Consider the following 12,806-nt stretch of genomic DNA (forward strand, 5'->3'; position numbering starts at 1 on the left):
AATGACTGAGCCTGTCCGATACCTCCTGTCACGGCTGCTCTCCTCCGCGGCAGCCTGCCTTACTGCTTATCTGCCAGGCCAACATCACTGGCCTCTGCCGCTCAAGCGGCGCCAGGGCGTGCCCCGGCTCAGCGCAGCGCCTGATAAAAGAGATCAGCCAGAGCGACGTAGCCGATGACGCTCGGATGGAGGCCATCGCTACTCACGTACTCGGGATGGCGGGCCAGATTGTAGCGCTGCTGCGACAGATCAACGAGGATCAGATGATGCTTCCTTACATTATCAGCAATGGCCGCGTTATATAGCTGAATCTGAGAACGCAGCCATTGCTGATCGAACGAGCGAAAGTGCGGCAGGAGCGTCAGGTCGGGCACATTGGCGATGGCAATCTTCGCTCGCGGCGCCCCCGCCTGCAGGCGCGTGAGGAGCAGATCCAGATCGCGCGAGTAGGCCGTCACCGGTACCTGATCGGCCAGATCGTTCACAGCCAGCCAGATCGTCACAATGTCAGGACGGACATCGAGCGCGATGGGCAGTTCCAGGCGCAGGGCCTGATGGAGATGAATCCCCGGAATGCCGAGATTGACCAGGTGGACAGATGGGCCTAGCTTGTGGGCCAGGTCGATGGGCCAGTTATCGGCATAGGGGTCAGCCGTGCCAAAGCCAAAGGAATCGGAAGCGCCAATGGCGACGTAGACGAGACCTTTATGCAGGGTTCCCAGCTCGTCGGTAGCAACGGGCGCTTCACTCGTCGGGCCGCAGGCGCTGAGCAGGCAGAGACCACAGAGCAGGCTGACCAGCAGCCACAAGCTGGCCGCAGCTCGGGATAAACAGCCCGACCACGATCCAGACCGCCGCAACCATGCCACCAGCCAGGGCCGCTGCTGGCTATCCTTGCCTTTGCTACTGTCAGACCTGGGCTGACTGACGTCAGCCCAGGGAGCCCAATCCCTCGTTGTCATCCTCATGCCCAGGCACGTATCTTTGAGATTCCCTCTGTTGCAATGACAAGTTGCCTCTCTACGCGGATGATATCATCTTTTTATATATCATACTATGCCAACGCATCGACATCAACAGGCGAGTCGAGAGGGCAACCAGGGGAAAAATATCCGGCGCAGGGAGAGAGGAAGCACCGCGAGAGGAGAAAGGCCCCAGCAGGGAGCCGTGAGACGGCTCCCTGGACAGCGTTGAGTGAACGAGCCAAGCCGGGCCTCCCGCAGGCCAGTGCTATGCTGGTGTTCAGGGCCTCCGAGCGCAGCTTAGGGCAACGAAGACGGCTTGCGACCTTCGGCCTGAGCAAAAGCGGCCTCTGTTTTAGCCGCCATAATGAAGTCATTCTGATGCAACCCGCCCACGGCGTGAGTCCAGAAGGCGACCTTCACCTGCCCCCATTCGGTTACCAGCTGCGGGTGATGATCCTGTTCTTCAGCGAGAGCACCAACCCTATCCGTGAATGCGAGAGCGTGGGCGAAGTTATCGAAATGGAAAGTCTTTTCGATGCGCTTGATTCCATCCACCTCGATCACCTGCCAGCCCGGAAGTTGAGCCAGCAAATGCTTGATCTCAGCATCGGACAAAGCCGGCTCGCCGCCGCGACAAGGCACACAACGCATCTGAGCTAAATCTTGCATAGGTACCTCCCTCCCGTCTTTCCTTGTGAGGAACCTGACACAACAACACGAACGGAAACCAGCCAGAGCAAGCACGCAAGCGAGGCCGCTCTCACGAGTGACAGACCCTGTCAGTGCTCAGTATAGCCGAGGAGGTCTCACTCCTGCCACTGTTAAAAAAGGAGAGCGTCCGAGCCATCCATTCCCCTGGTCCGACCTGGCGGACTCATCTGTCCGCTCCCAGGACCGGACCGGGGGCTGGCCCGGCACGCTCTCCCAACATTCCCGACCACCCCCCACCTCTCCGCAGGATCGCGCCACACATACGGAAAAAGCAGCCCATTCCCGGCGCTGGCTGCCGCTCAGCATTCAGCCGTCCCTAGTGATCCCCTAGCATCCTGCGAGCCAGCGCGACACAATCAACCTCGTACGTGCCCGCGGCAATACGCGCCCTCAGCACCGCCACTCGCTCCGCGCGTTCCCCTTCGACCAGGGCCGCCAGCTCTGGCCCGGACACCTCCGTCTCACCTGGGCGCGTCTGAGACTCACCTGGTACCCCGTGGCCGTCCGCTTCGCTACCAACAGGAGAGGAACGCCTCCTGCGAGGCAGCGCGGGCCGCAGATAGCGCTCATCATCACGCTCGCGCTCGCCTAGCCAGGGCCGCCACCCAGTCCCTGTATCCTGCAGAGATGTAGGCTGCCAGCTCTGCCCCGATGCACTGGCCTGAGCCGCGTCAGCCCCTGAGCGCGCTGCCCGACTGCGCCTCGACCCTCCGCCCGCCCGAGTCACTTGCCGAATGCGCATGATGATCAGGACTCCTCTCTTTCTTCGATCACTGCGTCGCCAGCAATAGCCAACAGAGCGCTTGCCACGGGCACCGGCGACGGAACGACCTTCGCTCCCCAGCAGGGGACCTATGCCTGTTTCCAGTGTAAGAGCCGGAACCCGTCCCAGGTAAGGGGTATTTGTCGCTAATTCGAGAGACCAGAAGTCCCTGATTCCTATCGCCAGCCTACTGCCGCCGCCTGGCCTTCCACTTTCGCCGCTCGCTCCCTCTGGCTTACTGGCAATAGGCTGGCAGGGAGCCACTAAAGACTTGCGGATGCAGCAGTTGGGCCAGGCACTGCAGGCCATCGACGAGGCGCGGCCCCGGACGCTGCATCAGATCTGTACTGAGATGGTAGACGTGGCGCAGCTTGAGGGCAGTAATCTGGCCCCAGTTGGAACGGCGATAGACCAGCTGCGGATCACCGCCATAGCGCGGGTCCTCGGTGAGAATAATGTATTGGGGATTGGCGCGGATCACGGCCTCATCGGTGACCTGGGGATAGCCGCCATTACTCGTATTATCGTGGAAGACATTGACCGCATTCGCATCCTGAAGCAGCTCATCGCCAAACGTCCCCCCTCCAAAGACATAGGGCTTGCCAGGCGTGCTATCATCAGCCTCCAGCATCACGGTGGGCGCCGTCGTTCCCTTGACCGCCTGGCGAACCTGAGCGATGCGCTGCTGCAGCTGTCTGACTAGGGCATCCGCAGTACTCTCAGTGAAGGTCAGGCGCCCGACCGTCTGAATCTCAGCCAGCATCAGCGCAATCGTATTGTCCGGCAAATCAACCACGTGCAAGCCTAGACGTGCCAGTTGCGCATCGTACTTCTCCGTGAGGCCACCGGAGCTGAGTACCAGATCGGGATGCAGGGCCACAATCCGCTCTACATTATAGTTGCCGTTGGCATCCGAGATACGCGGGAGTTGGGTCAGTTGCGCTGGATAGTCCGTATAGTAGTCGACAGCCACAATACGGCTCTCCAGATGGAGCGCAGCCAGAATCTCGCTCATGTTCGGCACCAGAGAAATAAGACGCTGCGGGGCCGTCTTCGGAAAGACTACCGGCGTGCCATAGATATCGCGCACCACTGTTGGCGTGGGGCTTGGCTGCGCCGCGCTGCCGCCACCCTGGCTCTGTCCACAGGCAGCAAGCAAGAGAAAACACAAAACCAACAAACAGGGGAAAAGCCGTCGGGAGATGACAAGGATGCGCATAAAGCTCACTCCTCCACAGCAAAAGATAGCCGTCCATTGTCACCTCGCGTAGAGGGGGCGCAACTACAACACAAAAGGACCGGAGAAGCAGCGGGTCAGCTCGGTTTGGTGGTTGATAGTCCGCCTGCTCCTTTGACGCGAAGGAACATGGGCCACTGGCATCAGGCAGGTCTCCTGGCTTCTGGCTCAAGCGCACCTTGACGCGCCTTCCCATTCCCTGGCCTGCAGATGTTTCCATGCAGGCTTGCCCAGGAACAGTGGCATCTATGCTTTGCTTGCTTGTTCACCTACTCGCACCCGCCCACAGTGGGGAGCGGACGGGTCGTCAAAGTGCTCACCAGTCACAGTAGCGCGACTGCGCCGGATTCTCACCGGCTTCCCTATTCTGCCGGAAATGAACGCAAGCATTTCCGGCCACCCGATGCATCACACGGTTCACTGCTGGCAGAGGAAGTATATGCAAGAGGCTGCCTGGCTGTCAACCCAGGGCGGCCCCTGTTTCGGGACAAGAGCCAACGCGCTCACTGCAGGCTCCGAAAGACCCGGCGACAGAGGGAACCAATCAGCCGAGGGAATATCAGGAAGATACCAGGCGATCAGACAGGCAATAGAGATACGGCCAGCTCGATCCCACCCACCCCCATTCCAGAAGGCCAGGGGGGCAGTCCAGCTTCCAGCTTCAGGCAGCGACCTGCTGCACCTCGACGACGATGACACTCACATTATCATCGCCGCCGCCATCGAGTGCCGCCTGCAGCAGGCACTGGCAAATCGTCACAGGATCAGCATTGAGGCCCAGCAGATGCTCAATCTGAGGATCGCGCACCATCTCCCACAAGCCATCTGAACACAGGAGCAGCTTATCGCCCCTCAGCAAAGGCACAGCAAAGACATCAACCTCGACCGCTGCCCGATCCCCCAGGCAGCGATAAATCTGATTGCGCTGCGGATGACGATAGACATCCTCACGCGAAATAGAGCCTGCACTCAGCAAGCGCGCCACCACCGAATGATCTTGCGTGATCTGGGTCAGGCCCGTTGCCGGACGATAGAGATACGTTCGACTATCGCCCACATTCAGCACGTAGGCCATACGATCGAGCAGCAAGGCCACCGTCACCGTTGTTCCCATATCAGCCTTCTCAGCACGATTGCGCTGGTAGAGCTTCAAGTTCGCGTGCTGCAGCGCGTCAACCAGAACGCCAGTCAAGAAAGCCTCATCGTTCTCGATCGAATTCGTCAGCGCCGGCAGGACCAGCTCGCAAAAGCTTTCTACCACCATGCGACTCGCCTCGCGGCCATTGGAATGGCCCCCCATCCCATCAGCCACCACACAGAGGCCGAAGGTCTGACCACTATGGGTTCGCTGCTGCTGGATAGCTACCAGGTTATCTTCGTTGGGCCTATGCTTACGCTTGAGACCGGGATCAGTGACAGCTCCCATACGAATGACCAGCGTTCCTTTCGACGGCAAGCTCGCCAGCGTCTCCGTACGTCGTCCAGCAACGCTCTTCTCAGCGGACGCCAGCCTATCAGGGGTGGGAGTCTCAAGGGTCTGGGCCTCTGCAGCGGTGGGAAAGGCAAGCTGCTCCTCGGCGGGGGCCGCCATCAGCGCGGAGAGAGCAGACGGGGACGAGAGAGGGAGATCAATCTGCGTAGGGAAATCGGCCCATAGGGCGCGCCGCGACTCCAGAGAAGGGTCAGCTCTCGTCTCAGCGCTGAGAGAGGAACCCGAGACAGCGGTCGGCGAGCGTGAGAGCGAGTCAGGAGAGCCGGCCCGGGGATGACGGGGAAGAGGCGCTCCGGCGTAGGCCGATAAGGGCTGCGAACGGGACCGTTCGCCGGCACCGGGTTGATAGTGCCTCGCAGCCCGTGTCGCCTGGACCTCAGCTTCGCGCAACTGCTCCAGCTCCTGCTTGAGCAGCCGACGCTCCTGCCAGGAGATCCAGCAGGTCCGTAGAAGACACCAGCCAGCAAGCAACAGCCCTATCCAGGCCGCGACCAGGAGCAGGGCCAGGATAGCCAATCCCACTAAAGGGGCCAGAAGAGCGGGACCGCGGGCCGCCCAAAGCGCTGGCAGTTGCTGGAGCGTCTGCCAGAGTAGCAACCAGGCATGCGGCGGGAAGCCACCCGACACCCAGACCAGGATAACCAGCACACAGAACCAGCCTAGCGCCCGCACGGGCAGCGGAATCTGACGAACCCCGTAGCCGATGTTGAATTGCCCCAGCATCGCTTCGTTATCCTCTCTTTACCAGGTCGCGCCGGGCACTCACAATCAGCTCAGCATCGTGCTTTTCTTGCAATTCTTGCCGACAATATTAAGTATACTCACGACTTCACCTGGTGTGCAGCATGACCATCCAAAATTCCTGGTACATGCGCCCGCAAACGCCAGAGAGCGAACGCCAGCATCCCCCCGCCGAAGGACTGGCCACCTGACCCCAGAGAGCAGGATAGGAGAGGGTAGCCCACCCTGCCGTGAGAGCCAACGAGGAAAGGGACTTGACAAGTCACAAGAAGTGGAGTATCCTTGTGGTGACAATCGCAGAGAAACCTTGAACCAACACGGAGAGGTCGCATAGAGGCCTAGTGCGGCGGTTTGCTAAACCGCTAGGGATCAAAAGTCCCTCGTGGGTTCGAATCCCACCCTCTCCGCCAGGCTACTGTTAAGTCAAGTGGCCTGTGTACAGGGGTGTAGCTCAATCGGTAGAGCAGCGGTCTCCAAAGTGCGCCCCTGTGGTGCTTCTGCTCTTGTTGCGGTAGCGCAACATCACTGAAGCGGGTGTGATTAAAGCACGACCTTACCTGGCCTCCGAAAGGGGGCGGGGACAACAGCATGGTCGAAAAGTCCGGTGGCCTGCGCCACAAGCAACGCACGGCGATACGCCCACCGGGCAGCTAGGCCGGGCATGGTGAAGGCTGGATTGCTTGAACCTCAGCCGCTCGCTTCGCTGGATTGTCAGTCGCAATTTGGAGGGCTGGCAACCGCTTCTCCAGCGAGGCACTCGTCAGGCGCACGGCGCCCAGGCGAGTGTAGCGGCGAACGAGGCACCTAAACCCGGAGCAGAGCAGCAGTGCAACTGGGGGATCGCCTAAACACCGCAAGGTGCATGGCGACGGAGCATCCATAGTACTCAAATGCTCAGGGTAATGCCTGAGACATGGGGAAGGGATGCAGGAGGTCTGGCCCGCGGTTGGCTTCCGACCTCTGGAGAGCCGGATGCATCGAAAGATGCACGTCCGGTTCGGGGAGAGATCATCGCCAGCCCATTGAAGATGGGTTGCGGTGGAGCAGCTCCACACCGCAGGTTGCGGGTTCAAGTCCTGCCGCCCCTGCTCGTGACCAGGTTGGTGCTCGTCAAGAGCACCAACCTTTTTTTTGCTTCGATCCTCCCCCCTTAGTAGCGCGCCAGGCGATCTGGCCTCAACTGGCACCTCTTATATACCGCTCGCCTGCTGCCGCGGCCAGCCTTGGCCCCAGCTTCACGCATTGCCCCATCTCCAGCAGGTATGGTATCATAGGCAACAGAGCAACATGCCAGACGGCAAGGAAGGGCAGCAGGAAAGGCCAGCGCGCAAGCCAGGCCAGACCAGCCCAGAGCAGGCAGAGTCGCAGAGCAGCTCAGCAGAGAGGGAGGGCAGAGGACAGCAGGCAGAGCCACCTGCTTCCCCCATCTCTTTCCTGCCTCGCTCCTTTTGCCGCACGCCGGCCCGGATTGGCTACCTGGCTGCCTGCAGAGAGCGCTCCTGGTTCCGCTGGCAGGTACAGCGGTCGGTCACTCAACAGAGAGATAGACAAGGGCCGCTTCAGCATCGTGAAGGGATGTTCGTGTGAGCAACGTAGAGAAACGTCAACGGATTGCCGTTTATCCGGGCAGTTTTGACCCGCTCACGCACGGCCACCTGGATATTGCGCGGCGCGGCGCCCGCCTTTTCGATACGCTGATCGTGGCAGTCTACGCTGTTCCCGATAAGAACCTGCTCTTCTCTGTCGACGAGCGGGTGCAGCTCTGGGAAGAGGTCATTGCTGCCGAGGGCCTCGCCAATGTGCGCGTTGAGAAATTTTACGGTCTCGCCGTTGAATTTGTACGCTCGGTAGGTGGTTCAGTTATCATCAAGGGCCTGCGCTCCCCCAACGACTTCGAGGCCGAGTTTCAACAAGGGCTGATGAATCGCAAATTGGCCCCGGAAATCGAGACCGTCTGTCTGCTGACGAATCTACAGCATCTTTTTGTCAGTTCTTCCCTGCTCAAGGAGGTAGCTCGACTGGGAGGGAATGTCAGCGACATGTTGCCGCCCGTGGTCATTAAAGCCCTGCAGCGCAAATTCGGCCAGAGCGAATCTTGAGTGTCACTCAGCCATCAACCATGTGATGAAGCGTGACCTTGTCAGCCTCGGCCAGATTGCCATCGCGCCGCCGATGCGCGGCCACCGGCAGAGAGACAGGTCAGAGGCTTACAGCCCGTGACAGGCTCCCTGACCGAAGGCCCGAGGCCGCTCGGTGCAGGCAGGCAGACAGACAGACAGATAGGCAACAGGCCGGCCTGTTGCGAGCAACATGGCGGGGAACATCAGCCGAGTGCGCTCTCCTCCAACGGCCCGGGTCGCTGGAGCCGATCAATCAGCTCAGCGGCGCAGCCTGTGAGTGGAGCGATCACTCATCTGTTCGTCGGTTATACTGTCAGCCAGCTGCAAGAGAGCACGAGGAAGAGGAAGGGTCAGTGTGGATATACTCTATCTGGTAGATCGCCTGGAAAACCTGATCGCCAGCAGCCGCAGGATGCCCCTGGTCAATCAGATCATGGTCAGGGAAGCCGAGATTCTGGCGATTCTTGATCAAATGCGTGCGGCCATTCCAGAAGAGGTCAAGCAGGCCAGGCGCCTGCTGCAGGAGAGGGAGCGCATCCTGGCTCAGGCCCAGGCAGAGGCGGCCAGTATCCTGGCCAAGGCCCGCGAGGAGTCCGAGCGCGTCATGGATCGCGAGGGGCTGCTGCGCCAGGCCGAGGAGCGCTCAGAAGAGTTGGTACGTCTGGCCGAGGAACAGGCCCAGCAGCTTAAGAGCGAGGCCAACGCCTACGTTGCGGAGACCTTGCGCTCCTTGCATGAGCACCTGACAGCGATCGAGACGGAGATCAGCCGTACCATTCTCAGCATCGAGAAGGGTCTGGAAAGCCTGGAGGTCTCTTCACCGTATGTCGAAGAAGAGAGTCCAGGTGAGGACCAGGCCGCCGGGGAGCTGTCAGAGGAGGACTATGCCCCCTACGCCGATGAGGAGGAGGTGGAGGATGCCCTGCCCCCCCATCCTTCCCCCCGCCGCTCTTCCCTGGCCGCTGATACGATGGGCGGTCCCATGCTGGGGCGCCCAGGCGAGCCACCACGCCGCCCTGAGCCCAGGGCTTGACACACCTTCTCAGGGTCACCTATAATGAACCAGCGTACGTGAGAAGCTGAGTATCTTCCAGACTTGCGCCATCGACAGACAGCCTGACCTGTTCAGCTCTATTTGTAGCCCTTCTCCCGTTTAGTCGTCTACTCTGGGGCAAAAAGTGAGGTTCCGTTTCCTATGCAGTACAACGTGGCGCAACTGCTGAAGGCACCCATCGGGACTGCCTTCCAGGCAGATATTCATGAAGAAGATGTTCAGCTGGATAGCGATCTTAAGATACTCGGCGCTATCAATGGCCACGTCCGCATGCGACGCACCGACTACGGGTTGCTGGTCGATGGCTGGGTGGATCTGACCCTCTCGATGGTTTGCGATCGCTGCTTGAAGCCTTTTGAGCAGCCTATGCATATCACCTTCGAAGAGCTGTTCTATCCTACCATCGATGTCACCAGTGGCGTGCCTGTTCCCCCACCTCTGGGTGAGGACGAGGGCTTTCCGATTGACGAGCACCATCATCTTGATTTGAGCGAAGCCGTGCGCCAGCACCTGCTGCTGGCGCTGCCCATGCCTGCGCTCTGCCGCGAGGATTGCCCTGGCCTCTGCCCGCAGTGCGGCCACGATCTGAGTCTGGGACCCTGCCAGTGCCAGCCGGAGATCGATCCGCGCTGGGGCACGCTGGCCGAGCTGTTGCAACAGCGTTTACCGTCGCAGGCTTGACGCGCTCGCTGGTCACGCTGGTCATCCAGCCCGTTCCTGCCAGCCAGCCCGATTATGGAGATAGAGGAGGAGCTTTATTCTATGGGCGCATTACCAAAACAGCGAGTTTCCCATGCGCGTAAGGGCGAGAGGCGCGCGCATTTTCACCTGAAGCTGCCTCAGCTGGTGCTCTGTCCACAGTGCCGCTCGCCGCGGCTCGCCCATCACGCGTGTCCTAAGTGCGGCACCTACCGCGGTCGCCAGGTCTTCTGGCCGAAGGAGCGCAAGCATTAGTGGCCACCCTGCCCCCGTGCGCACTGCGGTGCACGCCAGCAGGCCTGCACCCGACAGACGGGGCGGACGGGCAAGCCGAGACTACGACCAAAAGAGGAGAGAGCGCGAGGCCACGTCCGCGGTCGGGCGAGGCAGGGCCAGAGCAGATACGACGATGAGTCAGTCGGTCCCAGTGCCTCGCTCGTGCCGCGTTTCTCCCTCGCGCACAGTGTAACCCTATGACAGCACAAGGCATAGCTTTCCTCTTCCCTGGACAGGGCAGTCAGACGGTGGGCATGGGGACCGATATTTATGAGCAGTCCCCTGCGGCCCGCCAGGTGTTTGAGCGGGCCGACCAGGCTCTGGGCCTGGCTCTCAGTACTCTCTGCTTCCAGGGACCGGAAGAGCAGCTACGTGAGACGATTAACGCCCAACCCGCCATTGTCACTGTCAGCCTCGCCCTCCTGGCCGCACTGCAGGAGCGGCTTGCTCCCCACTCTAGCTGGTCGTCCTGGTCGTCCCCTTTGACTCCCACCTTCACCGCCGGCCACAGTGTTGGAGAATATGCCGCCCTCGTCGCTGCGGGCGCCCTCGACCTGGAGGACGCCGTACGCCTGGTGCGGGAACGGGGACGCCTGATGCATCATGAAGGAGGCGTCTGCCCGGGCGGAATGGCGGCGGTGATTGGCCTGGATGAGGCAACGCTCCAGGAGATCTGTCAGGAGGCCAGTCAAGAGGCCGCACGGGAAGGAGCAGCGGCCCAGCCTCAGACCAGCCATCCTGGCTGGGGCAAGGTGAGCGTGGCCAATGTCAACGCCCCCGGCCAGATCGTCATCTCCGGTGAGCAGCACGCCCTCGCGTTGGCAATGGAGCGAGCGAAGACGCGCGGCGCCAAGCGGGTCATTCCTCTGGCAGTCAGTGGCGCCTTCCACTCGCCCGTCATGGAGCCTGCTGCCGCTGGTTTGGCCCAGGCACTGGCTACTACGCCGTTGCGCGAGGCAAGCATCCCTATCATCAGCAATATCGAGGCGCGTCCGCTGACCAATGCGGAGGCCCTGCGCCAGGAGCTGGCGCGGCAGGTCGTCGCCCCCGTGCAGTGGATTCGCAGCGTCGAGTACCTGGCCGCTGCCGGTGTCAGGATCTATCTGGAGATCGGCCCCGGCTCAGTGCTGACCGGCCTGGTCAAACGCATTGTTCGCGATGCTACCACCGTGTCCATTAGCAACGCCAGCGAACTGGACAAAGCGGTGACTGCCTTGCGTGAGCAAGGGTTGCTCCAGCTCTGATGCGGTATAATGAATCACAGGTTCTTGCCCGCAAGCCCGCGGAAAGAGTCTAGCGAGCAACCAGCGTCCCGTCAGGATGCTGCAAAGTCGAAGGGGAGCAAGCACTATGACCAATGAGCCTCCAGGCGTGGTGCGCGTCGCCCGCCAGGTCTTGACAACTATCGTCTCGAATGCCGCGCTAGGGGTGGCCGGCGTGGTCCGCCTGGCCCGTGGAAGCGAGCGCTGGCCGGCTTTTGCTGGTCGCGAGATCCCGCGCCAGGGTGTGGCTCTGACGGTCAAGGACAATACCGTGAGCGTCGACCTTTACCTGGTCGTGGCTTCCGGCGTCAACGTCGTCGAGGTCGCCACCGCGGTCCAGGAAGAGGTGGCCGCCGCCTTGGAGCATATGGTCGGGATGCAGGTGCGTGAGATCAATGTCTACATCCAGGATGTGGCTTAACGCCTTGAGCAGAGGCAGGAAGACGAGAGAGGCACGATCACACCAGGTCAGTAGATACGTAAGTAGGCAGATAGGTAGGTAGGTAGTAGAGAGAGGAGATGTGGCATCCACGATGAGGCGTGTTCGACAGAGGCTAGCTTCCTGCTCGCGCGCAAGCGCACGCGGTCGGGCAAAGCCAGCAGCAAGCTAGACCAGCGATTGGGTGAAGACACTATGCCGCTAGGGATACGCAGACAGGCCCGGATGGTCGCGCTGCAGGCGCTCTATGAGTTCGATACGGTACAGCACTCCCCGGTCGAGGTGGTGCGGCGCCATGCCCAAGAGCGCAATCTGCATCCCCGGGTGGTGGATTATGCCCTTGAGCTGGTTGAGGGCACCTGCGCCCACCTGGAGACGATCGATGCGCAGATCCAGAGCGCTGCACGCGAATGGCCACTTTCACAAATGGCTCGCATCGATAAAAATATCCTCAGACTTGCAATCTATGAGATTCTGTTTAATAATACGGTACCAGCAAAGGCAGCCATTAACGAGGCGGTCGAATTAGCCAAGCTGTTTGGCAGCGACTCTTCGAGCCGCTTCGTCAACGGCGTCCTTGGCACAATATTTGCGCGGGCACAACAACAGCAGCCCACTCCAACAGCGGAAAGCGAGGTGACATCCTAATGGCTTCTGGCTCTGGCTCCGGCACCGGCTCCGTCGCCGAGCGCTTGAAGCGGATCATCGTTGAGCAGCTCGGTGTCGATGAGAGCGAGGTGGTCCCCAGCGCCTCTTTCGTCGAGGATCTCAACGCGGACTCCCTGGATCTGGTGGAGCTGATCATGTCTCTGGAAGAGGAGTTTAAGCTCCAGATCTCGGATGAGGACGCTGAGAAGATCACGACGGTGGGTGAGGCCCAGGAATATATCGAGGAACATCTGCGCTAAGCTCCTTGGAGCTGCGCTGATCTGATCCGATCTTATTATTCACTAACCTGACTCGATCTTCTTCTGCGGATACGAGAAGCAGGTGGAAGACAGGAGGCGGCGCGGTGGCCGCAGCTCTACGGCTCTATTTGTTTTCCCC

General features: G+C 60.6%; 13 protein-coding genes, 1 tRNA gene and 1 riboswitch. Of the genes, 9 read left to right on the top strand and 5 right to left on the bottom strand.

What is annotated here, in order from left to right; genetic code table 11:
- Positions 1-128: 128 nt before the first annotated feature.
- From N688_RS19480 to N688_RS19500, 5 genes are all read right to left on the bottom strand, one after another.
- Positions 129-809 carry an SGNH/GDSL hydrolase family protein gene (locus N688_RS19480; RefSeq protein ID WP_052890836.1) on the bottom strand — a complete coding sequence of 227 codons (681 nt, stop codon included), beginning with the start codon at positions 807-809 and terminating at the stop codon, positions 129-131.
- A gap of 453 nt (positions 810-1,262) precedes the next feature.
- Positions 1,263-1,634, bottom strand: coding sequence for a 4a-hydroxytetrahydrobiopterin dehydratase (locus tag N688_RS19485; RefSeq protein WP_052890837.1), 372 nt, complete (start codon positions 1,632-1,634; stop codon positions 1,263-1,265).
- Between the two features lie 358 nt (positions 1,635-1,992).
- The gene (locus N688_RS23275; protein WP_052890838.1) at positions 1,993-2,418 is read right to left on the bottom strand and encodes a flagellar biosynthesis anti-sigma factor FlgM; all 426 of its coding nucleotides are present in this window, start codon (positions 2,416-2,418) and stop codon (positions 1,993-1,995) included.
- 256 nt (positions 2,419-2,674) lie between these two features.
- Positions 2,675-3,658 (bottom strand): ABC transporter substrate-binding protein, encoded by a 984-nt coding sequence (locus tag N688_RS19495; RefSeq protein WP_052890839.1) that lies wholly within the window; start codon positions 3,656-3,658, stop codon positions 2,675-2,677.
- Between the two features lie 147 nt (positions 3,659-3,805).
- Positions 3,806-4,095, bottom strand: a riboswitch (cobalamin riboswitch).
- A 242-nt stretch (positions 4,096-4,337) separates the two neighbouring features.
- Entirely contained in the window at positions 4,338-5,891 is a 1,554-nt protein-coding gene (locus N688_RS19500) for a protein phosphatase 2C domain-containing protein (RefSeq protein WP_052890840.1), read from the bottom strand.
- A 337-nt stretch (positions 5,892-6,228) separates the two neighbouring features.
- Between N688_RS19500 and N688_RS19505 the strand changes: the two genes are divergently transcribed.
- The 9 genes from N688_RS19505 to acpP all read left to right on the top strand — a co-directional run bounded on the left by N688_RS19505 (position 6,229) and on the right by acpP (position 12,667).
- Positions 6,229-6,319 (top strand) — tRNA-Ser (locus N688_RS19505).
- A 1,173-nt stretch (positions 6,320-7,492) separates the two neighbouring features.
- Positions 7,493-8,008, top strand: a complete 516-nt coding sequence (gene coaD, locus N688_RS19515; RefSeq protein WP_052890842.1) for a pantetheine-phosphate adenylyltransferase — start codon at positions 7,493-7,495, stop codon at positions 8,006-8,008.
- 376 nt (positions 8,009-8,384) lie between these two features.
- Entirely contained in the window at positions 8,385-9,062 is a 678-nt protein-coding gene (locus tag N688_RS19520; protein ID WP_052890843.1) for an ATP synthase subunit B family protein, read from the top strand.
- A 162-nt stretch (positions 9,063-9,224) separates the two neighbouring features.
- Complete coding sequence (locus tag N688_RS19525) at positions 9,225-9,764, top strand: YceD family protein (protein WP_052890844.1); 540 nt, start codon at positions 9,225-9,227, stop codon at positions 9,762-9,764.
- Between the two features lie 81 nt (positions 9,765-9,845).
- Positions 9,846-10,037, top strand: coding sequence for a 50S ribosomal protein L32 (rpmF, locus tag N688_RS24080; protein WP_081839034.1), 192 nt, complete (start codon positions 9,846-9,848; stop codon positions 10,035-10,037).
- Between the two features lie 218 nt (positions 10,038-10,255).
- Positions 10,256-11,302: an ACP S-malonyltransferase gene (fabD, locus tag N688_RS19535; RefSeq protein ID WP_052890846.1), complete on the top strand. Its 1,047-nt coding sequence runs from the start codon at positions 10,256-10,258 to the stop codon at positions 11,300-11,302.
- A 106-nt stretch (positions 11,303-11,408) separates the two neighbouring features.
- Positions 11,409-11,741, top strand: coding sequence for an Asp23/Gls24 family envelope stress response protein (locus N688_RS19540; RefSeq protein ID WP_052890847.1), 333 nt, complete (start codon positions 11,409-11,411; stop codon positions 11,739-11,741).
- A gap of 213 nt (positions 11,742-11,954) precedes the next feature.
- Entirely contained in the window at positions 11,955-12,407 is a 453-nt protein-coding gene (gene nusB / locus N688_RS19545; RefSeq protein ID WP_052890848.1) for a transcription antitermination factor NusB, read from the top strand.
- Positions 12,407-12,667, top strand: coding sequence for an acyl carrier protein (gene acpP / locus N688_RS19550; protein WP_052890849.1), 261 nt, complete (start codon positions 12,407-12,409; stop codon positions 12,665-12,667). Before nusB ends, acpP begins: the two co-directional genes overlap by 1 nt.
- Positions 12,668-12,806: the final 139 nt, after the last annotated feature.

The sequence above is a fragment of the Thermogemmatispora carboxidivorans genome (assembly GCF_000702505.1).
Classification (GTDB): domain Bacteria; phylum Chloroflexota; class Ktedonobacteria; order Ktedonobacterales; family Ktedonobacteraceae; genus Thermogemmatispora; species Thermogemmatispora carboxidivorans.